24 protein-coding genes are annotated in these 22,485 nt (G+C 56.9%); 9 read left to right on the top strand and 15 right to left on the bottom strand.

The window, feature by feature from the left end; translation table 11 throughout:
- Nucleotides 1–33 precede the first annotated feature (33 nt).
- Nucleotides 34–444, top strand: a complete 411-nt coding sequence (locus HDF14_RS21240; RefSeq protein WP_183980710.1) for a hypothetical protein — start codon at nt 34–36, stop codon at nt 442–444.
- Between the two features lie 396 nt (nt 445–840).
- On the opposite strand, the gene HDF14_RS21235 is transcribed toward HDF14_RS21240, so the two are convergent.
- Together HDF14_RS21235 and HDF14_RS21230 are read right to left on the bottom strand one after the other, a co-directional pair.
- The gene (locus HDF14_RS21235) at nt 841–1,572 is read right to left on the bottom strand and encodes a PhoU domain-containing protein (protein ID WP_183980708.1); all 732 of its coding nucleotides are present in this window, start codon (nt 1,570–1,572) and stop codon (nt 841–843) included.
- Between the two features lie 174 nt (nt 1,573–1,746).
- Nucleotides 1,747–2,019, bottom strand: coding sequence for a DUF4242 domain-containing protein (locus HDF14_RS21230; protein WP_183980706.1), 273 nt, complete (start codon nt 2,017–2,019; stop codon nt 1,747–1,749).
- A 132-nt stretch (nt 2,020–2,151) separates the two neighbouring features.
- Between HDF14_RS21230 and HDF14_RS21225 the strand changes: the two genes are divergently transcribed.
- Entirely contained in the window at nt 2,152–3,135 is a 984-nt protein-coding gene (locus HDF14_RS21225) for a GlxA family transcriptional regulator (protein ID WP_183980704.1), read from the top strand.
- A gap of 4 nt (nt 3,136–3,139) precedes the next feature.
- Here the strand turns inward: HDF14_RS21225 and HDF14_RS21220 are convergent, their stop codons facing one another.
- From HDF14_RS21220 to uvrB, 6 genes are all read right to left on the bottom strand, one after another.
- Nucleotides 3,140–3,925 (bottom strand): dienelactone hydrolase family protein, encoded by a 786-nt coding sequence (locus tag HDF14_RS21220; protein WP_183980702.1) that lies wholly within the window; start codon nt 3,923–3,925, stop codon nt 3,140–3,142.
- Between the two features lie 150 nt (nt 3,926–4,075).
- Nucleotides 4,076–5,050, bottom strand: coding sequence for a DUF3300 domain-containing protein (locus HDF14_RS21215; RefSeq protein WP_183980700.1), 975 nt, complete (start codon nt 5,048–5,050; stop codon nt 4,076–4,078).
- A gap of 602 nt (nt 5,051–5,652) precedes the next feature.
- Nucleotides 5,653–6,261, bottom strand: a complete 609-nt coding sequence (locus HDF14_RS21210) for a DNA-3-methyladenine glycosylase (RefSeq protein WP_183980698.1) — start codon at nt 6,259–6,261, stop codon at nt 5,653–5,655.
- 228 nt (nt 6,262–6,489) lie between these two features.
- On the bottom strand, nt 6,490–7,335 hold the full coding sequence (locus tag HDF14_RS21205; RefSeq protein ID WP_183980696.1) for a hypothetical protein: 846 nt from the start codon (nt 7,333–7,335) through the stop codon (nt 6,490–6,492).
- 64 nt (nt 7,336–7,399) lie between these two features.
- A complete protein-coding gene (locus HDF14_RS21200; RefSeq protein ID WP_183980694.1) occupies nt 7,400–7,582 on the bottom strand; it encodes a hypothetical protein in 183 nt (60 codons plus the stop codon).
- A gap of 168 nt (nt 7,583–7,750) precedes the next feature.
- Entirely contained in the window at nt 7,751–9,739 is a 1,989-nt protein-coding gene (uvrB, locus tag HDF14_RS21195; protein ID WP_221304807.1) for an excinuclease ABC subunit UvrB, read from the bottom strand.
- A gap of 140 nt (nt 9,740–9,879) precedes the next feature.
- On the opposite strand from uvrB, the gene HDF14_RS21190 reads away from it, so the two are divergent.
- Entirely contained in the window at nt 9,880–10,467 is a 588-nt protein-coding gene (locus HDF14_RS21190) for a histidine phosphatase family protein (RefSeq protein WP_183980692.1), read from the top strand.
- A gap of 108 nt (nt 10,468–10,575) precedes the next feature.
- On the opposite strand, the gene HDF14_RS21185 is transcribed toward HDF14_RS21190, so the two are convergent.
- The gene (locus HDF14_RS21185) at nt 10,576–11,793 is read right to left on the bottom strand and encodes an FAD-dependent oxidoreductase (RefSeq protein WP_183980690.1); all 1,218 of its coding nucleotides are present in this window, start codon (nt 11,791–11,793) and stop codon (nt 10,576–10,578) included.
- Nucleotides 11,794–11,827: 34 nt separating this feature from the next.
- Complete coding sequence (locus HDF14_RS21180) at nt 11,828–12,544, bottom strand: HAD family hydrolase (protein ID WP_183980688.1); 717 nt, start codon at nt 12,542–12,544, stop codon at nt 11,828–11,830.
- Nucleotides 12,545–12,599: 55 nt separating this feature from the next.
- On the opposite strand from HDF14_RS21180, the gene HDF14_RS21175 reads away from it, so the two are divergent.
- Nucleotides 12,600–13,274, top strand: coding sequence for a carbonic anhydrase (locus HDF14_RS21175; RefSeq protein WP_260698471.1), 675 nt, complete (start codon nt 12,600–12,602; stop codon nt 13,272–13,274).
- A 69-nt stretch (nt 13,275–13,343) separates the two neighbouring features.
- On the opposite strand, the gene HDF14_RS21170 is transcribed toward HDF14_RS21175, so the two are convergent.
- The 3 genes from HDF14_RS21170 to lexA form a co-directional block, all read right to left on the bottom strand.
- Nucleotides 13,344–14,204, bottom strand: a complete 861-nt coding sequence (locus HDF14_RS21170; RefSeq protein WP_183980686.1) for a DUF4097 family beta strand repeat-containing protein — start codon at nt 14,202–14,204, stop codon at nt 13,344–13,346.
- Between the two features lie 115 nt (nt 14,205–14,319).
- Nucleotides 14,320–15,528: an efflux RND transporter periplasmic adaptor subunit gene (locus HDF14_RS21165; protein WP_183980684.1), complete on the bottom strand. Its 1,209-nt coding sequence runs from the start codon at nt 15,526–15,528 to the stop codon at nt 14,320–14,322.
- 184 nt (nt 15,529–15,712) lie between these two features.
- Entirely contained in the window at nt 15,713–16,318 is a 606-nt protein-coding gene (gene lexA / locus HDF14_RS21160) for a transcriptional repressor LexA (RefSeq protein ID WP_183980682.1), read from the bottom strand.
- Between the two features lie 813 nt (nt 16,319–17,131).
- Between lexA and HDF14_RS21155 the strand changes: the two genes are divergently transcribed.
- Nucleotides 17,132–17,320, top strand: coding sequence for a hypothetical protein (locus HDF14_RS21155; RefSeq protein ID WP_183980680.1), 189 nt, complete (start codon nt 17,132–17,134; stop codon nt 17,318–17,320).
- A gap of 152 nt (nt 17,321–17,472) precedes the next feature.
- Here HDF14_RS21155 and HDF14_RS27720 read toward each other — a convergent pair whose 3' ends face one another.
- Nucleotides 17,473–17,826, bottom strand: a complete 354-nt coding sequence (locus tag HDF14_RS27720) for a transposase (protein ID WP_183980678.1) — start codon at nt 17,824–17,826, stop codon at nt 17,473–17,475.
- A complete protein-coding gene (locus tag HDF14_RS21145; protein ID WP_183980676.1) occupies nt 17,819–18,385 on the bottom strand; it encodes an IS1595 family transposase in 567 nt (188 codons plus the stop codon). The genes HDF14_RS27720 and HDF14_RS21145 overlap by 8 nt, the downstream gene beginning before the upstream one ends.
- A 433-nt stretch (nt 18,386–18,818) precedes the next feature.
- Between HDF14_RS21145 and HDF14_RS21140 the strand changes: the two genes are divergently transcribed.
- The 4 genes from HDF14_RS21140 to HDF14_RS21125 all read left to right on the top strand — a co-directional run bounded on the left by HDF14_RS21140 (nt 18,819) and on the right by HDF14_RS21125 (nt 22,412).
- Nucleotides 18,819–19,868 (top strand): alpha/beta fold hydrolase, encoded by a 1,050-nt coding sequence (locus HDF14_RS21140; protein WP_183980674.1) that lies wholly within the window; start codon nt 18,819–18,821, stop codon nt 19,866–19,868.
- A 162-nt stretch (nt 19,869–20,030) separates the two neighbouring features.
- Nucleotides 20,031–20,774 (top strand): response regulator transcription factor, encoded by a 744-nt coding sequence (locus HDF14_RS21135; protein WP_183980672.1) that lies wholly within the window; start codon nt 20,031–20,033, stop codon nt 20,772–20,774.
- On the top strand, nt 20,767–21,024 hold the full coding sequence (locus HDF14_RS21130; protein WP_183980670.1) for a hypothetical protein: 258 nt from the start codon (nt 20,767–20,769) through the stop codon (nt 21,022–21,024). Before HDF14_RS21135 ends, HDF14_RS21130 begins: the two co-directional genes overlap by 8 nt.
- Nucleotides 21,025–21,035: 11 nt before the next feature.
- Nucleotides 21,036–22,412, top strand: a complete 1,377-nt coding sequence (locus HDF14_RS21125; protein WP_260698470.1) for a sigma-54-dependent transcriptional regulator — start codon at nt 21,036–21,038, stop codon at nt 22,410–22,412.
- Nucleotides 22,413–22,485: the final 73 nt, after the last annotated feature.

The following is a 22,485-nucleotide window of genomic DNA, read 5'->3' as shown; positions in this document are numbered from 1 at the left end:
TCTGCGATGATTTTGCAGGGTACACTTCGGTCAATGGCTGCTTCCATGTACATTGTGGTCGAGGGTGAGGACCCTGGGTTCGATATTTTTGTGAATGGACGCTTCCTGGCTCGGCATGAAGATGCGCTGGAGCGTCTGGCACTGCGGCTTGGCGTGCGTCCGCTGATTGAATTTTTCTCGGCGGATGAAAACTCCATGTCACTCCTCATTGAAGAGGGTGCGGGGAACCAGGAGCTGATGCGCCGGCTGCCTCCGCCACAGTGGTACTCACCAGCAGACGGCCTGAAGACGGTGGGCGCGCTTCTCAGGACGCTGGAGGCTGATCCCCAGCAACTGGGGACCGAGGGGGAGCAGGTGCTCTCGGAGTTGCTTGAGTATGCGTGCGTGCTTGAGAAGACGCTGGACCGGAAGATGCGCTGGCATCTTGCGGTGAGCTGGCGATAGTTCTGCGCACATCTTCTTCCCGGGGATACCCCCTCCCGGTCTGGTATAGGTAAACTCCTTTGTTTCAAATATATACGGTTGAGTTGGTTTGCAAAGTATTCATTTCAAATAGGTTAGGCGTAAAGTCTTCTTTCTGAAAACGTTATAAGCTTAAAGTAGAAGACCCCGGCGGGATGCCGGGATCTTCGCTATGTTCTATATCCATTATAGTGACTGGGCCATAACTCATACGCCACACGAATGTGCTGGATTGGAGCGGATTTTCGTGATGCAGGGGCTTGACAGGATTTCGACAGCTTCCACAATGGCAAGACAGAAGCAGATCTCTTTCGGGACGACAACAAAAGGACATGCAACGGCAAAGGCACGGCCGCCGCCGCCGCCGCAAGTTTACCTTCAGTGGGCCAACGAGAGCGGTAGAAGTCCGGGCAGAGTCTTCGCAGGGATACGGCTGCCCACGAAGAGGAAGTTCAGGGTGTCGTGTCCATTAGCATGGAAGAGTTCGCGGTCGCTCTCGTTGAGCCAGAACAGGATTGCATCGGCCATGTCGTGAGCTTGTCTGGCGACTGTGCCCAGGCTGCGTGCGATGGCTGGCTCGAAGGTATCTTCTTCGTCGGTGACCTGATGGTCGGACTCGTGCATGCTCTCGAAGACGAACTCGCACCGCCGCCACACTGCCTGACTCTGAAGAACTGTCTCGGCGTACCGGGCTTCCTGTTTGAACAGAGCGACGATGCACAGCCGCACCAGAGAGTTCACAAGATCTCCGAGATTGCACAGTGCAGCGTGTTTGGGCATGCGGCTGCTTTCGAAGAATGACGGTGTGTCTTGTGCGATCTGGATTGCTGCGCGGGAGATAGCGCGGAGAGCGCTGCTGAGACGCATCGCAATCAGAACGAAACGGCAGTCTGCAGAATCGGTTACCTTGCGGGCAGCGAGCTTGCGACAGATATCTTTGATTCGCTGGTGATGCTGTTCCAGTTCACGCTCGGTGGTGCGTACAGAGCGGCTGAACTCCGGAGAGCCTAGCTGGTACCCTTTGATGGAGTAATCGAGAGCGCGTTGTGACAATCGTGACATCTCAACAAGCTGGACCCGCAGTACGTTGATGGGTTGATAGAGCTCCATTTCTTCAATCCTTCGACTTAGTCATTTGACTCCTTGGCCCTGGGCAGTCCTGCAGAAGTTAAAGTGATCGATGCCAATGCGGCAGTGATGCGAAACCCAAATACGAAGACATAAAGAGAGATGTTTCGCGGTCACAATGCTCTGCATTTAATCTTTCAGAGCCCTTGCGAACACTTACGAAGCGGTTGTGGGATCGAACTTCTTCCCGATCTCTGTGATTTTGGAAGCAGGGAAGCCACTTAGCTCTGCGTGGCGATGAATGACGGCTTCATCTTTGGCGAGGTAGATACAGAACGTCTTGTCCGCAGCGACGAAGGATTCGACCCATTGAATATCCGGAGCGAGCTTGCGCAGTGCGTCGTTTGATTTGGCTGCGGCTTCCTTCAGTTGTTGCCGCTCGAGTGTTCCAACCATTGGGATATCACGTTCGATGACGTAACGTTTCATACTCTCCTCCGTAAGTTCCTCAGCATTGGTTGCTTTGGATGTTTTCAAGGTACGGGGTAATGCGCCTTGCTACAAGGTGGCATATATGCCATTCTACGTAGGTGATTCGGCCATCGGGAGAGGTGGTTGCAAATGACAGGTCTTAAAGATGTCACAGTTTTGTTTCTCGACGAAACTTTCTCCTCCACAGCTACAGGTCCGATGGAAGTCTTTCGTCACGCGGGCACGTTGTGGAATGCATTCGCGGGACAAAAGCCTGTCTCTCGTTTTCGTGTAACGACTGCGTCTGTCGATGGACGTGCGGTGCGTTGCGATGGGCCGATACATATCACGCCTGCTGCATCTCTCAAACAGATCCGCAAGACCGATCTCATCTTTATTCCGTCGACGGGACTGAGCGTAGAGGACGTAGTTGAGCGCAATGCAGAGGTGGTGCCGTGGCTGGAGCGTTGGCACATGCGTGGAGCTGCAATTGCAAGTGTGTGCTCGGGTGTGGGTTTAGTGGCTGCGACGGGGCTGCTCGATGATAAGCGGGCCACGACGCACTGGAGCCTTGCGGAACGGTTTCGCGTGAAGTATCCCAAGGTGCGATGGATGCCCGAATTGATGGTCACGGAGGATCACAACTTTTACTGCGGCGGAGGATTGCATGCCGCGCTCGACCTCAGCCTCTATCTAGTGGAGCGATTCTGCGGACATGAGGTCGCGGTGCAGAGCGCGAAGGCGATGTTGATCGAGACACCACGGGCGTGGCAGTCAGGGTATGCAATCGTCCACTTGAAGACCGAGCACTCCGATGGAACGATCTCAAGTGCACAGGAGTGGTTCCATCAGAATTTCAATAAAGACTTTCCGCTTGAGGAGCCGGCAAAGAAAGTAGGGATGAGCTTGCGCAACTTCGTTCGGCGCTTTAAACAGGCTACGGGAGATACTCCTTTGATCTACTTGCAGAAACTGCGAATCGCCGCCGCCAAACGCCTGCTTGAGGGTGGCCATCGCTCGATGCAAGAGATCGGTGATGCTGTGGGGTATCAGGATCTCGCTTTCTTCCGTGAAGTGTTCCAGCGACACACGGGAGTTTCTCCTAGTGCTTATCGGCAAAGGTTCGGGCTGTAGCCGGTTAGTGACGGGTTTCCGTGGAGGCGGTGGGTTGCGCGGACTGGTCGCCTTCGCCTAGCTTGCGGTGGAAGAAGTTGAAGACGAGGCCGTAGAGGGTGTGGGCTAGTTCGGGGTCGTAGCGGAGGCCTTCGTCTCGCATGAAGGCGTGGGCTCCGTTGACCTCGTGCCAGCTAAACCGCTTTTCGAGTTCATTGAGGCGGGCGAGGACGGCCATGCGGCCTTCGAGGGGGATGTGAGGGTCCTGGCGACCCCAGATCATGAGGAGTTCGCCCTTGATGTCTTTTGTGCGTTCGAGAGAGTTGTCTCCGCCTTTGCTGAGAGAGCCTTTGTGAATGTCGGTGGCGTAGAAGCAGGCGGTGGCTAGGACGTCGGGGTTCATTGCGGCGCGGAAGGCGAGGTGGCCGCCGATGCAGATGCCCATGGCTCCGAGATGGCCGGTGCAGTCGGGGCGGGATTTGAGGTGGTCGAGTGCGGCGCGGGCGTCGGCGTCGTAGCTGGAAAGTTCTTTGGTGGTTTTGAGGGCGTTGCCGCGGTCCGAGCCGGCCTGGTCGTAGGAGAAGACGGTGCCCGCGGGTTCGAACTCGTGGTAGATCTCGGGCATGGCGATGATGTAGCCGTGGCCGGCGAGCATTGCGGCGGTGCGACGGATGGGCGCGGTGATCTGGAAGATCTCGGAGTAGAAGACGATGCCGGGATAGCGGCCGGGGGCGGCGGGGCGGACGATGTGGGTCCGCATCGGGCCGTTGAGGGTGTCGAGCGTGACATATTCGTCGTTGACGATGATCATGTTTCCTCGGGTGTTCTGTAGTTAGGGTTGGGGTTCAATGATCGTCCGTGGGTCTGGTGAAGAATAAGAGTAGCAATGAATTGTTGATCGGGATTAAAGAGCATGTCCGGCAGTGGAGGTCTGCCGGACATGTTTGTTTTCAGGCGGAGATTAGTGGTGGTGATCTCCGCCGTGATCGCTGCCGTGTTCTTCGTAGTGGGCGTGGCTCTCTACACGTGGAGCGGCTGGGTGGGCGTAGGGATGGGCGTAAGGGTGAACGTAGACGTTGCGGTTGTAGTAGGTGCGGGTCCAGGGGTGGTGGTCGATGATGATGGCGTGACCTCCCCAGCCGAAGCCTGCACCGTACCAGCCGTAGACTCCGAAAGCAGGGCCGATGGTGACGGCGGGGCCGAAGCGGATTCCTGTGCTGATGATGAATCCGGGGCGCGGGCGGTAGAAGACGACTGCGGGGCTGTAGACGGGTACGTAGAAGTAGGCGGGGTTGATGGGCTGGACCTCGAGGTAGCCGCCGTTGTCGGCGACGGTGTTGTAGGCGTTGGGAACCAGGTAGCCGTAGTCGTGGGCGAGGCGGCGTTGGCGCTGGACAGCGTCCATCACGTCAGGGCGCTGGCTGAGGACGGCGTTGCCGAGGGTACCGGTCCATTGTGGGTCGCGAGCCATCGTGTCGAGGACGTTAGGGAAGGGCAGGAGGGCGAGGACGCTGGGGTCCCAGGGGAGATTGTCGGACTGGATGGCCTGGGCGAGGGGGTCGCCGGTCATGAAGCTGTGTTGCTGGGCCCAGGTGGCGGCATCGGGGATCTCGTTCCAGAAGGTGGATGCGGTGAGGACCTGCGCGAGGAGCGGATCGGGATAGAGGGCGATGCGTTGGACTAGCTGGTCGAGCTGCTGGGGGGCCATGGGTGGCGGTGGTGCTTGTTGTTGCTGATCGGGTGCGCCTGGCTGTTGTTGGTACTGGGGCTGGTCTTGTTGGGGATAGGCTGGTGGATTTTGCTGGTAAGGCTGGGCCTGTTGCTGGTCGGGTGGAGGCGGTGGTGGTGTCTGGCGCTCAATGGGGGCCTGGGCAAGGGAGATGACGCTGAAGGTCAGCAGAATCAAAGCTGGCAGCATCTTGTGAATGGTCTTCATATCTTCGTTTATACCTGCGTTCCTTTGGCGCTTTGCGCACTATTCCTAGACTCCATTTTGGAGAGGAAGTTGCTGGTGGCGCTGCAGGCTCCGACTGGTCTTCGTGAAGGGCACTTAGGTTCTGTTCGTAGATATCCCTCTTGGGTACTTTCTTGTGCAAAGTATTGTGATGAAAAGGCTTAAGTCTGGACTTCAGTATGTTGTAGGGGCTACGTGGTGTGGACCTAAGCCTTTTTGTGGGTTAAATGCGAATGCCCGGCGGGTGGCCGGGCTCGATCCTTACTCTATGGGTTAACCGTATCTGGGCGAGTCAAGTTTTTGGCTGTGGAAATCGTTGCAAGTAATTGGTGAGGACGGAGTAAGGGGCTGGACTGAAGAGGCAATGGTGAAGTGAAAGTTTGTGAAGCTCTGGTGTTTGTGGCGGGTTGAAGAAAGCAATTCAGTCGTTCCGGCTGCGCCTCCACTCCGGCCTTCGGCAGAGCGGAAGCATCTGCGACGCGGCTTTGTCGGTGCGGTTTAGGCCGGGACCTTTGGCGTGGAGCATGGTTGCGGGTGATTTCTCGAGATTTGGGATGGGCGGGGACTCAGCGAAACTACACCTTTCAGGATCGGGATGCGGTGCGCTTGGCTTTGGCGACTGCGCCGATGAGGAAGCGGAGGGGGCGGTCGGCGGCTTTGCTGATGCCAATGCGTGGGGTGGTTTGAATTTCGGAGGGATGGTGGCCGTCGTCGGCGATCCGGATGGCGGAGGTGGGTGAGGTTACGTCGAGGCCATTGGAATTGTTGCGGGTGATGTCGAGAGCCTGACAGAGACGGCCGGGGCCTCCGGTGAGGAGTTTGGGTTTTGTGTTGTGAGGAAGGCCGCGGAGATCGGCCATGGTTTCGAGGCCATCGATTGGGTCGAGGGCTCGGATGAGGACTCCTCCTGCTTCGCCGGGAAGATGCGAGGCGACGTTGAGACAGTAGTACATGCCGTAGATGAAGTAGACATATACGTGTCCGGATGGGCCGAAGAGTATTGCGTTGCTCGGAGTGAGGCCGCGGGCTGCGTGGGATGCCGGGTCGATGAGGCCGAGGTAGGCTTCGACTTCGGTGATGCGGGCGGTTAGGCGCTTGCCTTGGAGGTCGCGGATGAGGAGCTTGCCGAGAAGTGCACGGGCTACGATCTCGGGAGAGCGGGAGTAGAAGCGTCGTGGGAGGAGTTTGAGCAAGCTAGGTGGCTTTGTGCCGAAAGGCAGTTTTCTTGTGCGATGAGGTATCGACCGTGGAGGGAGGGGTGCTCTGGGGCCGACGATGCCGATCTTTTGAGTGTACGGAGTTTATTGCCGATTTCAATACGCGTTGCTTCAGCAACCCCACCCATACGCCATGAAGCCGCGCATGGGTGGGGTACCCGAGATTTTGTGGGTGGGCCACCCGCCCCGCTCTCCGTGGGTTGCCTACGAAGCTGCGGGAGGTGCCGGTTTAATTACGGTCGTAGGTTGTCTGAGCCACGCTTCATGAGTGATCGCCAAGAGGGACGGTACGTCGATGATGCCGATCGAGTCCCAAGTGAAGAGCGCATAGCCAGGTTTGGCGCCATCAATTCCTGCCGGAACGGCGACCTTCAACTCTTGCGCCAGCCACTTGATAGGACCGTACCCGCACAGGCTGGTGCAATGATCTTCTGTGCTGTCGGCATGAAAGCCGGTTGCAAACCAGCCCTTTTTGCCGCCATGGGCGTGGTATGCGGCCTCAAGCTGATCCGCGCCAATTCCAATCTTCACAGGCCCCTGCGAAATAGCGCTTTGCAAAATTCCTGGGTTCGTCCAGTCGACCGAGAAATGCGGTCCATCATTGTATGCGTGGCCGCTTTCTCGGAATCCATCGGTTTGCATCCACTGCAACACCTGGCTGATTACGGCGCCATTGAGAACGCCATGGCTGTTCGCCCAGGCGATTGCTACCGCTTCCGTAATAAAAATTTCGGGCGAGTGGCACGCCTTTGCAAAGGCTTCTTCCGCGGTGACACAATCGCCATCGACGGCATTGCCCCACATCGAAAGTTTGGAAGGAATGATAATGAACTGAGGGGGAGCACCAACAACAGGTGCGTGTGGGGTTGCTGCTGCTAGGGCGCTTCGAGGTGAGGCGATCGCGCCGCGTTTTACAGTTTGAGCTGCCATTGTGTTTCTCCGTTTTAGCAGATTTTTTTGAGAGGCCCGAAGTGAAAAAGGGAACTTGATCGAATAGTGATTCTCTTCAGAGTTCGTTTCTGTATTTTTAGCTCTGAATTCTTGAATCAAGAATCGCACCACACCTGTAAGACCGGAAGGTCAGCGCAGTTCCTCTTTTTCGCCGGGAAAGATTTCATTCTTGGTCGATATCGGGCTGTTCAGACTTGGGAGGGTTTTCATCCTCAGCCGGGACATAAGGAGTGGCTCCCTCAAGATCAGCCTTCGGCGAAGCAATCGCTCCCCTCTTCACTGAGATACGTTCGGTCGCTTTGGAGGGGTCGTTTTCATTTTTTTCAGGCTTTGACGGCGGTGCCATAACCTACGCTCCTTTCGATCGCAAATCGTCCGGATTCGTCCTGCTGGAATAGTAGGAGGAATATACATCTTTTCCCTGTTACCTCGGTAAATTCTCCCCACTTTTACGTCTCCCTCGGTGGGAGGTTGTGCAGTGATGAGGGCGGTGGAGGGTACGGACCACTGCGAGCTAGCTAAAGAGGAATTCTTTGGTGCGGAGTTCTTTTACGGTGTCGCGGAGCTTGGCAGCTTTTTCGAATTCGAATTTTTTGGCGGCTTCGCGCATGTCGGATTCTAGTTTGCCGATGTAGACGTCTAGTTCTTGTTGTGTGGAGAAGTCGGGCATGCCTTCCGCTTCGTCGGTGAGGTCGGCGTAGTCCGCTTTGAGGATGCCGGCCAGGCCCATTTCTATTGGGCGGATGATGCTTGCGGGAGTGATGCCGTTTTCTTCGTTGTAGGCGACTTGCTTTTCGCGGCGACGGTCGGTCTCGTTGATGGCGCGCTGCATGGAGTCGGTCATCTTGTCGGCGTAGAGGATGGCGCGGCCTTCTACGTGGCGGGCGGCGCGGCCGATGGTTTGAATGAGAGAGCCTTGCGAGCGGAGGAAGCCTTCTTTGTCGGCGTCGAGGATGGCGACGAGAGAGACTTCGGGGAGGTCGAGTCCTTCGCGGAGGAGGTTGATGCCGATGAGGACGTCGTACTCGCCTTTGCGGAGGTCGCGGAGGAGCTTGATGCGTTCGAGGGTTTCGATCTCGGAATGCATGTAGCGGCAACGGACGCCGACTTCGGTGTAGTAGCTGGCGAGGTCTTCGGACATGCGCTTGGTGAGGGTAGTGACGAGGACGCGTTGGTTTTTGGCGGTGCGGTCGCGGATCTCGGCGAGGAGGTCGTCGATCTGGCCTTTGATAGGGCGGATTTCGACCTGAGGGTCGATGAGGCCGGTGGGGCGGATGATTTGTTCGACGACTACGCCTGCGGATTTTGTTAGCTCGTAAGCGCCGGGGGTGGCGGAGACGTAGATGATCTGACCGGTGCGGGACTCGAACTCTTCAAAGCGGAGAGGGCGGTTGTCCATCGCGGAGGGTAGTCGGAAGCCATAATCGACGAGGTTTTGTTTGCGGCTGCGATCGCCGTGCCACATGCCGTGGAGTTGCGGGACGGTGACGTGGGACTCGTCGATAAAGAGGAGATAGTCTTGCGGGAAGTAGTCGAGGAGCGTGGGTGGGGGCTCGCCGGGGAGACGGCCGGAGAAGTGGCGCGAGTAGTTTTCGATGCCGTGGCAGTAGCCGACGGATTTGATCATCTCGAGATCGAAGCGGGTGCGTTGGTGGATGCGCTGGGATTCGACGAGGCGGCCTTGGTTTTCGAGTTCTTTTTCCCACCACTCCATCTCTTCGAGGATGGTGGCGACAGCGGTGGCTTTGCGCTCGGGTTGGACGACGTAGTGGGACTTGGGATAGATGGGGAGGCGCGAGTATTTTTGTTTGACCGTGCCGAAGAGGGGATCGATTTGCGAGAGTGAATCGATTTCGTCGCCGAAGAGCTCTATACGGTAGGCGTTCTCGTCGTAGGTGGGGTAGACCTCGATGATGTCGCCGCGGACGCGGAAGGTGCCGCGACGGAAGTCCACGTCGTTGCGGTCGTAGAGGATTTCGACGAGGCGGCGGGTGATGTCTTCGCGCTTTATTTTCTGGCCTTTTTCGAGCATCATCAGCATGCCGTAGTAGGCTTCGGGTGAGCCGAGGCCGTAGATGCAGGAGACGGAGGAGACGATGATGGCGTCGCGGCGCTCGAAGAGGCTGCGGGTTGCGGCGAGGCGAAGTTTATCTAACTCTTCATTGATCGTTGATTCTTTCTCAATGAAGAGATCGCCGGCGGGGATGTAGGCTTCGGGCTGGTAGTAGTCGTAGTAGGAGACGAAGTATTCGACAGCGTTGTTGGGGAAGAAGGTTTTGAACTCGTGATAGAGCTGGGCGGCGAGGGTTTTGTTATGCGCGAGGATGAGGGCGGGACGCTGCAGGTCTTCGATGACCTTGGCCATGGTGAAGGTTTTGCCGGAGCCGGTGACACCGAGAAGGACTTGATCTTTTTCTCCGGCGTGAATGCCGGAGACGAGCTCGGAGATGGCGCGGGGCTGGTCGCCCTGAGGCTTGTAGGTGGTCGAGAGCTGAAAGTCCATCTTTATAGGATAGTTTATGGAGAGGGTTGGATGCGAAGAGTGAGTGGATGCGAGAGCGGATATAGGGATTGTTCTCCTTCGACTACGCTCAGGGCAGGATGACGGAATTTTTGTTTTGACAACTTGATTAGGAGGTTGGGATGAGTGTGGGAACGGAGTTGTGGCTGGTGCGGCATGGAGAGACGGAGTGGAGTTTAAGTGGGGCGCATACGAGCCGGACAGATATTCCGCTGACCGATCATGGGCGGAAGCGCGCGGAGGAGTTGCGCGATTTTTTGAAGGGTACGAAGTTTGATGCGGTGTTTGAAAGCCCGATGCAGAGGGCTCGGGAGACTTGTGCCATCGCGGGCTTTGGGGATCAGGCTGTGGTGGAGGAGGGTCTGATGGAGTGGGATTACGGCGTGTACGAAGGCAAGACGACCAAGGAGATTCAGGCGTCGATTCCGGGCTGGTCGGTGTGGAAGAACGTGATTATTGGCGGGGAGACGGTGGAGCATGTGGGGGAGCGCGCGGATGGGGTGATCGCTCGTGCGCTTGCGGCTGCTCCGCAAGGAGGGAAGGTGGCGCTGTTTGCGCATGCTCATATTTTGCGGATACTGGCGGCGCGGTGGATTGGATTGGACGCGACTGGTGGAAGTTTGCTGGCGCTGGGGACAGGGAGCGTGAGTGTGATGGGGTGGGAGCGGGAGATGCGAGTGATTTCGAGCTGGAATCGCGGGTTTGAGTAGAGCTGGGGCGGATTTGCTGCTAGTGCTGAGGAAGGCAACAGCAGATTCCCTTCGGGAATGACAGACAAAAAAAAGGCAGAGCAGAGGCCACACCAACCTCTGCTTGCGCTAGAAGTTTTTGATGTGTTGTGGTTGGAGGCCTACTCCGACGAAGCGTGCGGGTAGGTTCTGGAAGCCGGGGATGTGGGTGAGGATGCGCAGGGCGAGCGGTGATTTGATGGGGCCGTTATCGCGGAGGACGCGGTCAAGGATGCGGTGGGCGAAGACCTGAACGCGTTGGGTATTGCGAACGGCGGTCTCGCGGTAGTCCTGCACCTGGCGGAGATGATGTTGGGTGAGGGAGTTTGAGAGTAGCGCTTCGGTGAGGATGTTGGCTGTGGCTACAGCGTCCTGAATGGCAATGTTGATGCCGATGCCGCCGACGGGCGACATGGCGTGGGCGGCGTCGCCGATGCAGAGCAAGCCGGGGGACGACCACTCCTGAAGGCGATTGACCTGGATGGTGAGAAGTTTGACCTTGTCCCAGGAGTCGATCTCGGTGGTGCGTCCGGCGAGGAAGGGAACGATGCGCTCAATGCTCTGCTGAAAGGCAGGGATGCCGGCTTGCTGGATCTGGGGGAAGGTGCCTTTGGCGATGATGTAGCCGACCTGAAAGTAGTCGTTGCGATTGATGAGGATGATGAGGCGGCCGTAGTTGATGTAGCCGAGGGCATTCTCGGGATCGGATGGTTGGCGCGCGATTTTGAGCCAGAGGACGTCTATGGGAACGCCTTCGTCGTTGAGCGGGAGGTGGCCAGCATCGCGGGAGATGGCGTGGCGGCCGTCGCAGCCGATGGTTACGGTGGCGGGGATTTCGACGGGGCCGTCTGGAGTGTTGGCCCGAACGCCAGTGGTGACTCCGTTCTCGTTGATGAGGCCGGTGGCCTCCCAGCCCATGCGGAGGTTGAAGGACGGGTAGCGCGTGGCTTCGGAGGAGAGGAAGTCGAGGAAGTCCCACTGCGGCATGAGGGCTATGAACTTGCAGTAGGTGGGGACGTGCGAGAAGTCCGCGATGGCGAAGCGTTCGCCGCCTACGATGGCGGAAAGGGCCGCGACTTGAGAGTGCGGGATGGTGAGGAACTTCTCCAGGAGGCCTAGCTCGTGAAGGAGATCGAGCGTGGAGGGGTGGATGGTGTCGCCGCGGAAGTCGCGGAAGAAGTCTTTGTGTTTCTCGAGGACTGTGACCTTGACGCCGGCGCGGGCGAGGAGGAAGCCCAGCATGATGCCCGCTGGGCCTCCGCCGATGATGCAACAGGTAGTGGCGAGCGGGTTGGGGTTGGTGGCCATTTGCTGATGAGGGTAGCAAGCCACCGGGAGGGCGTCAAAAGTTTTGCGGCGGATGGGCGGCGATGAGGGATGGCCAGTCGGTTGGGGAGTGGGCCAGGTGGTCGGGCGGGGCGTCGGCGAGGGAGTGGGGATTGAGGCCGAAGGTGCAGCCGATGCTGTGGGCTCCGCAGCTGCGGGCGGTGAGGACGTCGATGTCGGTGTCGCCGACCATGATGGTTTCGGCGGGGGAGATGTTGCGGCCGGCGAGGACGGAGGCCTCCCGGATAAGGGCTTCGAGGCCGTGGGGGTCGGGCTTTTTTGTATGGAAGCTGTTGCCACCGTAGTTCTGGAAGAAGAAGCGGGAGAGGCCGAAGTGCGCGCAGATGTCGCGGGAGGGGTGAACGGGTTTGTTGGTGAGGACAGCCATGAGGGTTTCCGGATGTGCGGTGCGGATGGTTTCGAGGGCTTCGAGGACTCCGGGATAGACGTAGGTGTAGTCGAGTTTGTGGATGCGGTAGTAGTCGAGGAAGAATGTGAGTGCTTTGGTTACATATTGCTCGTCGGTTGAGTCGCCTTCGGGGTCGCCGATGGCGCGGCGGACGAGCATGGAGGCTCCGTCGCCGATGTAGCCAGAGATGACGGCTTCGGGGAGGGTGGGCTTGCCGAGGTGGGCGAGGGTGGCGTTGACGGAGTTGCAGAGGTCAACGCGGGAATCGATGAGGGTTCCGTCGAGATCGAAGACGATGAGGCGGGGAGGGAAGGCAAGCGACATCGTTTAAGCGTAAACGATACGGCTGGTATAAGCTTGCTGGCGAAAAGGAGAGACTATGCGGCGAGGGATGGAGAGGGAGTGGACGCGGAGGCAGTTTGTTGCTGGAGTCGCGGCGGCTGGCGTTGCGGCGGGAGTTGGCAGCAGGGCGTTTGCGCAGACGGGGATGTCGGGTGACGACGCGATGCATGAGTTGATGGCTGGAAACGAGCGGTACATTGCGGGGAAGATCACTTCGTTCCCGGAGGACTTGAAGATCCTGAAGGAGAAGACGGTGCTGAAGCAGGAGCCGTTTGCGGCGGTGCTCTCGTGCGCCGACTCGCGTGTGCCAGTGGAGATATTGCTCGATCAGAACATCGGGCATGTGTTTGTGACGCGGGTGGCGGGAAATGTGGTGACGCCTGAAGTGATGTCGACCCTTGAATATGGTGTGGTTGTGCTGGGGCTCAAGGCGATTCTGGTACTGGGACACACGAACTGCGGAGCCATTGCAGCGGCAGTGCAGGGCAAAGAGGTGCCGGGGCAGATTAGTGTGCTGTACCAGCACCTGTTACCGGGTGTTCGCGACGCGCATGGTGACGTGGTGCAGGCGGTGAAAGCGAATGTTGTGTTTCAGACGGGCCTGGTACGCGAGGGTTCTACGCTGATCGCAAAGGCAATGAAGCAGAACGGTGTGAAGGTGGTCGGTGGAGTGTATGACCTCGAAGGAGGTAAGGTGACCATCGTCGCTTAGTGGTTGATGACGGCAAATAGAAACGGTGGCCGCGGATTGCGGCCACCGTCTTTCGTCTTTGGGGGTGGGCTACTTGATTTGGATGTCGCCTGAGCCGGTGCCTACGCGGATGGTGGGGCCTCCGCCGCCTACGACCGCGCTGACGTGATGGCGGTTGAGGCTGCCCTGCATGGTCATGGGTTGAGCCACGCTGATGTTGCCTGAGCCGGTGTCGGCGTCGAGGTTGAAGTGGGCACTGCCGACTGAGAGTCGAACGCTGCCGCTGCCGGTTGAGACCTTCCAGTCAGTGGTAGGTTGGCCTTCGGCTTCGATATCGCCGGAGCCGGTGCTGGCCTTGAGGCCTCCGGCGATGCCGTGGAGACGAATGCTGCCACTACCGGTTTCGGCTTTGACGTCTCCGGGGCCAGTTTGCTGAAGTTCGATGTCTCCTGAGCCGGTACCAAGGGTGGTCATGCCCTGGACCCCGTGGACGCGGACGCTGCCGGAGCCGCTCTGTGCTTTGACGGATGCGCCGACGTCTTGAATTTCGACGTCGCCTGAGCCTGTGGAGGAGTTGATGGCGGAGCCGCGGGGGAGGGTGATTTCATAGTCGATGCTGATGTTGTGGAAGAGGTCGTTGTTGTGACGTTCGCCAATGGTTATGTCGTTACCGTTCTGGACGATCGGCGGGTTGCTGACGATCTGTTGGACGCGGCTGTCGGCGTCGCTGCCGCCGCTCATCCAACCGTGGCTGGAGTGGACGTGACCGATGATGTGGATTTGATCTCCGGAGCCGGAATGGAGGCGGATGTAACCGGAACCGGTAGAGATCGAGACGTTGGGAGAGCTTCCGGCGCTGAGGGTGCGTTCGAAGTTGCTGTCTGCTGCGAAGGCGGAGGCTGCGGCCAGGGAGAGAATTGCGACGGTGGAGGTGAGTAGTTTGATCGTCATGATGGTTCCTTATGTCGACTCGGTGACTGCGGTTTAGATGTTAGCTCAACAGATATTAGTTGCGATCTTGTTCGCTCAGACGGCGACTTTTGAGTAGTGTCACTGGCCCTGCCTGCTATTGCTGAAGAATGACGGTGTCCCCGGAATTGAGGCCTACGAGAATCTCGGTTTTTGTGCCGTTAGAGATACCGGCTTTGATGTCGACCTTTCTGCGGCCGGTCTTTTGCTTGGGGTCGGGGATTTCGACGGAGGCGTTGCGATCCTTGTCGTAGAGGACGGCCTGCTCGGGAACTGTGAGGACGTTTTTGTGCTCTTCGAGGAGAATCTCGGCGTTGGCGGTCATGTTGGCTTTGAGTTCGCCGCCCGGGTTGTCGATGGAGACACGAACTTCGAAGGTGGTGACGTTATCCTTTTCAACGCCGAGTGGGGCTATCTTAGTGACCTTACCCTGGAAGGTCTTGTCTTTGAATGACTCTACTTTGATGCGGGCTGCCTGTCCGAGGTAAACCTTGCCGATGTCGGACTCGTCAACCTTGCCCTGCACGTAAACCTGGTTGATGTCGCCGATGGTCATGACGAGGGTGGCGGTGGAGCCGAGGACGAGGATGGAGCTGACGGCGTCACCGATCTCGACGTCGCGGGAGAGGATGATGCCGTCCATGGGCGAAGTGATGGTGGTATAGCCGAGTTGCTCCTCGAGCTGTTTGAGGGAGGCCCTGTTTTGGGCTACCTGGGCCTCGGCTTGGCGTAGCTTCGAGGTGTCCACGGTGATTTGGGCTACGGCTTTGTCGCGTGTGTTGAGGTCGGCGAGATACTTCTGCTGGGCGTCATCAAGCGCCTGCTGGGAGACGACTCCCTCCTTAGACATTTGGAGGTTCCGCTCGTAGGTGTGCTTGTACATGGGGAGGTCGGGGGCTTCGGCGTTGACCTTGTCGTAGTCGATGGAGGCCGCGGCGGCGCGGGCGTTGGATTCGGCTGCGGCGAGCTGGGCTTTTTGGGCAGCTACCTGGTCGAGGATTTCCTGCTGGTCGAGTTGGGCGAGTACCTGGCCCTGCTTAACCTGGGCGTTGATGTCGGTGTCGAGGCGGGTGACGATGCCGGACGCTTTGGATTTGACTTCGACTTTAGTGATGGGCTGGACCTTGCCGGTGGCGACTACTGAGCGGGCAATATCTCCACGCTCTGCTTTGGCCAGTTGCGAGGGCTCGAACTTTGTTGTGTTGCCGCGGGCGGCTGCGACCACGCCGAGAACGACAACGACGACAAGGGCGGTGAGGCCAGCCCAGAGCCAGGTCTTCCGTTTATTTTTGCGCTGCGTGGCCAATGATTGCTCCCGTTCGTGCTGGCGAAATGAGTCTCCGAAGTGTGTTTACGCAGGAAGGCGCTTTTCGGTTCCGTTGCCTCTGAAAAAGTTTACGGTAAAGACGTGGCGATGTTGCTGAATCGATGTTTGGACGAGGAGACGCGGGAAGGAGAGGGCAATGCGGCAGGGGAGGTGTGTATGAATTTTATGCGTATTTGCGTAGGACGCCAAGGACTTTGCCCTGAATGCTTACGTTGGCTGCAGGGGCGTAGATGGGAGACATTTCGGTGTTCGAGGGTTGAAGGCGAATCATGCTGCCTTCGCGGTAGAAGCGCTTGAGGGTTGCGTCGGAGCCATCGATGAGAGCGACGATGATCTCGCCTTCGCGCGCGGTGCGGGTGCGCTCGACCAGAACGTAGTCGCCGGAGACGATGTGTTCGTCGCGCATGGAGTCGCCTCGTACCTCGAGGGCGAAGACTTCACGGTTGCCGATGATGTCCGAGAGAGAGATGCTTTCGGCACTTTCGATGGCCTCGACAGGCTTGCCGGCGGCGATGCGACCTAGCAGGGGGAGACGGTCGGAGCCTTTTTTGCCGCTGCGAACCGGGAGCACGTCGATAGAGCGGCTGCGATTGTGCGCGCGCTGGAGGAGGCCCTTGTTCTGGAGGTTGGTGATGTGTTTGTGCACGGTGGCGAGAGAGCTCAGGCCCAGGCCGCTGGCAATCTCCTCGTAGGAGGGCGAGTAGCCGTTCTTTTGCGTGAAGCTGGAGAGGAAGTCGATAACCTCTTTTTGCCGCCGTGTTATAGCCATGCGGAGATTGTAGCGAATAAAAAGCGAATTGCAAGAAGCTTCAATGATTATCCCTTTGACTGAGGAACCATCCAGAAAATGGACAGGGGGAACTAGAGATAGTTTGAGATAGAAAGTTCACCCCTTTAATCTTTCGTGTCTTATCTCGCCAAATTTGTTCTATGTGTGGCGGTTGTACTCAGGATTGGTGAATGCGAAGAATCCATTTGGAGGGTCATAAAGACGAGCGTATCGAGTTTCGTGGGTTCTCGATTCATCCAACACATCTCTATATAGATCACGCCGCATGTGACATACGCCCTCATTTGACGACCGTGGGTTTCATCCTTTTTGATGATTTCATTCCAAAGAGTTTTGAACTCTTGATGTATCCAAAAAGAAGCGAAAAGGTGTTTTTCATTCGGGGCAACGATTTCAGCAATCTCTTTGCCTTTTTCTGGTGTAGCTAGCTCGAGGCGGGCAGATTGTCAGATATGCCCATAGCGAACAAATTCCAAGTCGCCGAGGCAATCCGAATAGAAGTATTTCCCTGATTTGTAACGAACCGTTCGTAGTGAGTGCCCGTATCGACCTCTTTCAAAATCAACGCCCAACCACGTTCTATGCGAATAACAGCGTTGGCGCTATCTCTTGCAGCGTGGGCGGCTCTAGTGGTGGGGACCAAACCCCTGAGCATAATGTGCGATTGTTTGCGATAAATGCAGATTTGGACGACGATTTCCCAGCGCTAGGATTTTGGGCTGGTGAAAGAATAGGCAGCGCTAACAAGACTAACAATGCAAATAGCTTACGCATATTGCCTACAATATTCGCATGAAAGACCTAAAAGTAGACGCAGACAAATTCGACGCGGTATTGCGCCGTATGGCGACCATGAAACCCATGAGCGTTAAGGAATTGAGTGTCAAACTCAAGGCTGAGAAAGCTGCTAAAGCCGAAAGAGAAATGGCAGAGACTAGGGCCAAGATTGCGGCGCGACGTGTCCAGAAAATGGACAAATGACCAAACGCCACTACTACGCGGAGTAGCTCCTGAGTGCTGTTTTCCCTATCGAGTCCTAACCTTCTGCGGCACGTTTTCACGCTGACACGGATAGGCTGAGTGCCAACTCTGATAGGGCCGATGTTCACGGCGTTTGGTCTCGGCAATTCTACCTAGAAAGTTAGGTCTTTATAAGGCGATGGCTTCCGATTGGCCAGATTATGCAATGCCATATCGAATAGTTTGGCTTGCTGATGCCGTCTGTTATATCGACAGCAAAACTCCCCCAAATACCTGTCCAAATGTTCCACACTGAGTTTGTGATAGTTGCCTACGATACCGCGTTTGAACAGCGAGAACGCGCTCTCAACCGTATACGTGTTCGTCCAGTTCTTATCCTTCAGTTCTTCTTTGTGGTTGCCGCGATCATGTTTGATTGTTGGAATCACACCTTTATAGAGTGGCTTTCCGTCCGTCACTACATGCGGAGTATCAGAGTCAAGACGTTGAGCTATCGCTTCACGCATAAGGCCAAGACCAATGCTTCTTCATCTTCTGCATATGAATCTGGCCCTCACGTTCGGCCAATACTAGTACAGCCGTTTTACCTTTGTGTGATGCCTTGTGTCCTTGCAAACGATTGCGGCCACCAACATAGGTTTCGTCAATCTCTACCGTTGTGGTCGGGCCGCCAACCGTGAAATTGGGGCCTTCCTGCATCGCCTGTCTAATGCGGTGGCACACATACCAAGCGGTCTTATACGTCACGCCGATATGCCGTTTCATTTGGTTGGCTGATATGCCTTTCTTAGCCTCCACCATGAGCGAGATAGCCATAAACCACTTCTGCAAAGGCAAGTGCGAATCGTGGAATAGAGAGTTTGTTGTAGCAGAGAAGTGCAAACCGCAATCCGCACACTCAAACAGCCGCGCCACCTTACCAGTTTTACCCTTGGTTTCGATCAGATAGCACTTGTCGTGGTCGCAAGCCAAGCACCTAGCCCCATCAGGCCAACGTGTCTTCATCCAATACGCTAATGCGTGTTCTTCGGTTGGAAACTTCTTGGCTAGATTGAAGAGATTCATGACAGACGATCCATATTCGGTAACAAGCCTTTTGAAGTTGAAAGACAGAAAAGCAATGCACAAACTGTTTAGAGCTTTGAGGGAAGAGCAACGATCATCGCTTCCAGACGATCAAATATCTTCTTGTGCTTCTCCTGAGCTGACAATTTCAGTTCGTTTAGTTGTTTCTTAGTAAGCCTTCGACCTCCGTATTCAGGAGATAAGGCAGCGGCTTCTAGTGCGGCCACGCTAGAGACAATGCTTCCAGTTGATAGGCAATCAGTTTTAGGACTTTTTTCATCGGCTGAAACCTCGAGAAATTAGAAAATGATTATGTTCTCTCACGTAACCTAAGTCAAAGGGATAACTGTTGAAGCTTCTGAAAGATTTATTTGTGTGAGGTATTCGGGAGGGCTACAGCAGTCGGCTCGTAGGCGAGGGATATGCTGATTTCATGAAAATTATGGGGAACTGGCTTAGGATTTTTGGGTTGGCTGTGATCTGGGTGTTGGCGATTTCGATTGGGTGGGCGGAAGAGGGTGCGCAGAAGATTGCCGAGTTGGGAGAATGCCGGTTGGCGAGCGGGAAGGTAGTGCTGGACTGCAAGGTTGGATACCGGACCTTTGGTGTGATGAACGCTGATGGGTCGAATGTGGTGGTGATGCCTTCGTGGCTGAATGGACGAAGTGATGAGCTGATTCCGTTCTTTGGGGAGATGGAGAGCGGGCATCGGTTGGTGGATACGTCGCGGTTCTTTGGTGTTGCGTTCGATGCGTTCGGGGATGGAGTGTCTTCGTCGCCATCGAACAGCAAGCGGCAGCATGGGCCGGAGTTCCCGGCATTCACCATGGAGGATATGGTGCGGGCGCAGTACCGCGTGTTGACTGAGGTCCTCCATGTGCGGCACGTGCATGCGGCGGTAGGGCTGTCGATGGGCGGAGAACAGGTGTTTGCGTGGGCGGTTTTATATCCGAAGTTTTTGGACATGGCGGTGCCGATTGTGGGGACGCCGCAGGTGACGAGCTTTGATCTGTTGTCGAAGCAGATTTTGATTGAGGCGATTGAATCTGATCCTGGATATATGGGTGGGCGGTATGTGACCGAGCCGGAGTTGAAACTTGCCAATGCGATTGGGACGCTGATTGTGAGTGCGCCGCAATATCGAAATGCAGAGGTGCCGAAGGAACGGTTTGCGGAATGGATGAAATTGGTGGAGTCGCCGCAGCGGCAGGACGCGAATGACAGAATGTGGCAGGCGAAAGCGATTATGCATCACGATGTGCTGCATGGAAGAACGATCGAAGAGGTAGCGCGCGGACTGCCGGTGAAGTTTCTGGTAATCGTGGCAGCGGAGGATCGGATGGTTACTCCGCAACCTGCACTGGAGTGGGCGAAGGCTGTTGGGGCAGAGACTTATATTTCGGCTGGAAACTGCGCGCACTTGATCATGAACTGCGATGCCGATGCGGTGTCGTCGCGTGTGGAGCGGTTTTTGGCGCGGTGATGCAGTGATTCCCGTTTTGAAATTCGCGCACAAAAGTTTGCGAAAGATCTCTTGTCAGGAGCAAGTGAATGCACCAAGGTAATAAGACACCACGCGGTTGAGTAACGTGACTTCGGTTGGTGTGGATGACCTGAACATCTTGACTGTGCCTTGGGAGACGAAATGCGAGTTTTGATCGTGGAAGATGATGCAGCACTGGGATTGTTTCTTCAGAAGGGGTTGAAGCTGGAGGGACACCAGGTCGATTGGGTGACAGACGGCGAGGCCGGACTGAGATATGCAGAAGAGCATCGTCCGGATCTGATCGTTCTGGATCTGAGTCTCCCACGGAAAGATGGGACCGAAGTGCTGGCTGAGATGAGCGGCCGGTTCGATGAGACCTCTGTGCTGGTGCTGACGGGCCGCAGCCAGGTGGAGGAGCGGGTGAAGTGCCTGAATCTGGGCGCGGATGATTGCCTGCTGAAGCCTTTCAGCTTTCATGAACTAACGGCGCGATGCCGCGCGCTGATGCGACGACGGGAGCAGTTTGCCGATCCGGTGCTTCGGCACGGCGATGTTGAATTGAACCGGATGGAGCGCAAGGTGATGCGCAACGGACAGTTGGTGGATCTGACCGTGAAGGAATTTAGCTTGCTGGAGTTTTTGCTGAAGCGGGCTGGGCAGTGCTGCAGCCGGAGTGAGTTGCTGCGGGATGTCTGGCAGATGTCTCCCGATGCCGGTACGAATGTGGTGGATGTGTACATCAACTATCTGCGGCGAAAGTTGGGGGCGGCGAGTGCGGATGGCGACCTGGCGAGCTCCGTTATCGAGACGGTGCGGGGAGAGGGTTACCGCATGAGCGCCGTGCGCAAACCGGTGGGACGAGTTGGAATGCTTCCCACAAGTGCGGCGTTTGCCGGTGCGTGAGCTTGCGCAACAAAGTGGTCGCGCTGAATTTGCGGAGCGCCTGGATATGGCGCTGCATGGTCTCTGCCAGCCTTTGACGGTGCTGCAGTGCAGACTGGCGATGGGCGAGTTGATTGGGGAGCCGGATGCCATGCTGGAGGCGATTCGAGAGGCTTTGAAAGAGTGTGTGCGGTTGAACCAAACCGTTGGAACGATGAGGACGATGTTGCAACAGGTGAACGCGGATACGAAGGACGAGAGGATAGGGTGACGAAGATGGGCATGGGACGGGAATCAGTGTTAAACATGGAGACGGGCGAGGTGGCTGCTGCACGAACGGTGGTATTGGCGAGTGCGGATGCTGCGCTGCGGCAACGGTTGCGTACCTCCTTGACGGGACTGCGGTGGCAGGTGCGAGAGGCCAGTGGGGGAGCGGAGGCGATGGCACAGCTTGAGGACGCGCGGTCGGAGGCTCTGCTGGTGGATAGCTGGTTGCCAGACCTCGAGGTCGGTGAGTTTGCGAGTGTGATTCGGGTGATGTACCCGGCGATGGAGTTGCTTCGGGTGGACGGTGGCGTGGATGGCGGGGCGCGGAGCTCGCGACGTAATGAGTTGCTGCATGCATTGCGGGAGGCCCAGAACGCTCCCCTGAACGATACGGCGGCCTGGGCGGCTGCTCCGGCTTCGGTGCCTGAGCCTGCTCCGGCAGGGGCGGGTCCGGGAACGAGAGCGCCGATTCGGATGCCGTCTCCACCGAGAAAAGATGTTGACCAGGATGGGGAGCGGGAGAGGGAAGAGCAGATACGGCTAGAGTCGACGCGGCAGGCGCTGGGGTTCCTGTTGGGCCGGGAAGAAGCGGCACGGCCTACGGCAAAGCACGAGGCGATGTTGCCAGAGATGATTGGCGCGAGTGAGCCGATGCGCGAATTGACACGGTTGATTCGGTTGGTTGCTCCGCGATCAACGACTGTGTTGATTGAAGGGGAGACGGGAACCGGGAAAGAAGTTGTAGCGCGGGCGTTGCATCGCTTGAGTGAGCGAGCGGGTAAACCGTTTGCAGTGTTGAACTGCGCGGCAATTCCTGAGGCTTTGCTCGAGGCCGAGTTATTTGGACATACACGTGGAGCCTTCACCGGGGCGGTTCATTCTCGGACGGGAAGGATCGAAGCGGCGCATGGGGGGACTCTGTTCCTGGATGAGATCGGAGAGATGCCGATGGCCTTGCAGGCGAAGATGCTGCGGTTTTTGGAGTGTGGCGAGTTGCAACGGGTAGGCGATAACGAGACGATGCGCGTCGATGTAAGAGTGATCGCGGCGACGCATCAGCCGTTGGAGAAACTTGCTACCAGCGTCGGTGCGGAGAGGACCTTCCGGCTGGATCTTTATCATCGGCTGGCTGTTTTTCCGATCGAGGTGCCGGCACTTCGGGATCGGATGGACGATCTTGGGTCGCTGGCAGAGCACATCCTGGAACAGATGGGCCAGGAGATGCCGCGAAAGCGGTTGACTCTTGATGCGGAGGCGAAGTTGCATGAACACTCGTGGCCTGGCAATGTACGGGAGCTAATGCATGTGTTGGAGCGTGGTGCGATTCTGGCAGGGGACAAGATGGAGATCGGAGAGGACGAGATTCGTTTTGGGCGAGCTACGCGAGGGTAGCTCGCATTTTAGATACGATACCCGCGATTTCAGTCACTTGTTTTAACAAATCCAAAATTGAAGTTGATAAGAG

The sequence above is a fragment of the Tunturiibacter gelidiferens genome (assembly GCF_014201335.1).
In the GTDB taxonomy this organism is placed as follows: Bacteria; Acidobacteriota; Terriglobia; order Terriglobales; family Acidobacteriaceae; genus Edaphobacter; species Edaphobacter lichenicola_E.
The sequence above is the reverse complement of the archived record's forward strand: the minus strand, read 5'-3'. Positions and strand labels throughout refer to the sequence as shown.

Coding starts and splice junctions, on each gene's coding strand:
- HDF14_RS21240 (WP_183980710.1), top strand. CDS start 34: ATGGCTGCTTCCATGTACATTGTGGTCGAGGGTGAGGACCCTGGGTTC.
- HDF14_RS21235 (WP_183980708.1), bottom strand. CDS start 1,572: ATGGAGCTCTATCAACCCATCAACGTACTGCGGGTCCAGCTTGTTGAG.
- HDF14_RS21230 (WP_183980706.1), bottom strand. CDS start 2,019: ATGAAACGTTACGTCATCGAACGTGATATCCCAATGGTTGGAACACTC.
- HDF14_RS21225 (WP_183980704.1), top strand. CDS start 2,152: ATGACAGGTCTTAAAGATGTCACAGTTTTGTTTCTCGACGAAACTTTC.
- HDF14_RS21220 (WP_183980702.1), bottom strand. CDS start 3,925: ATGATCATCGTCAACGACGAATATGTCACGCTCGACACCCTCAACGGC.
- HDF14_RS21215 (WP_183980700.1), bottom strand. CDS start 5,050: ATGAAGACCATTCACAAGATGCTGCCAGCTTTGATTCTGCTGACCTTC.
- HDF14_RS21200 (WP_183980694.1), bottom strand. CDS start 7,582: ATGGCACCGCCGTCAAAGCCTGAAAAAAATGAAAACGACCCCTCCAAA.
- uvrB (WP_221304807.1), bottom strand. CDS start 9,739: ATGGACTTTCAGCTCTCGACCACCTACAAGCCTCAGGGCGACCAGCCC.
- HDF14_RS21190 (WP_183980692.1), top strand. CDS start 9,880: ATGAGTGTGGGAACGGAGTTGTGGCTGGTGCGGCATGGAGAGACGGAG.
- HDF14_RS21185 (WP_183980690.1), bottom strand. CDS start 11,793: ATGGCCACCAACCCCAACCCGCTCGCCACTACCTGTTGCATCATCGGC.
- HDF14_RS21180 (WP_183980688.1), bottom strand. CDS start 12,544: ATGTCGCTTGCCTTCCCTCCCCGCCTCATCGTCTTCGATCTCGACGGA.
- HDF14_RS21175 (WP_260698471.1), top strand. CDS start 12,600: ATGCGGCGAGGGATGGAGAGGGAGTGGACGCGGAGGCAGTTTGTTGCT.
- HDF14_RS21170 (WP_183980686.1), bottom strand. CDS start 14,204: ATGACGATCAAACTACTCACCTCCACCGTCGCAATTCTCTCCCTGGCC.
- lexA (WP_183980682.1), bottom strand. CDS start 16,318: ATGGCTATAACACGGCGGCAAAAAGAGGTTATCGACTTCCTCTCCAGC.
- HDF14_RS21155 (WP_183980680.1), top strand. CDS start 17,132: ATGAAAGACCTAAAAGTAGACGCAGACAAATTCGACGCGGTATTGCGC.
- HDF14_RS27720 (WP_183980678.1), bottom strand. CDS start 17,826: ATGCGTGAAGCGATAGCTCAACGTCTTGACTCTGATACTCCGCATGTA.
- HDF14_RS21145 (WP_183980676.1), bottom strand. CDS start 18,385: ATGAATCTCTTCAATCTAGCCAAGAAGTTTCCAACCGAAGAACACGCA.
- HDF14_RS21140 (WP_183980674.1), top strand. CDS start 18,819: ATGAAAATTATGGGGAACTGGCTTAGGATTTTTGGGTTGGCTGTGATC.
- HDF14_RS21135 (WP_183980672.1), top strand. CDS start 20,031: ATGCGAGTTTTGATCGTGGAAGATGATGCAGCACTGGGATTGTTTCTT.
- HDF14_RS21125 (WP_260698470.1), top strand. CDS start 21,036: ATGGGACGGGAATCAGTGTTAAACATGGAGACGGGCGAGGTGGCTGCT.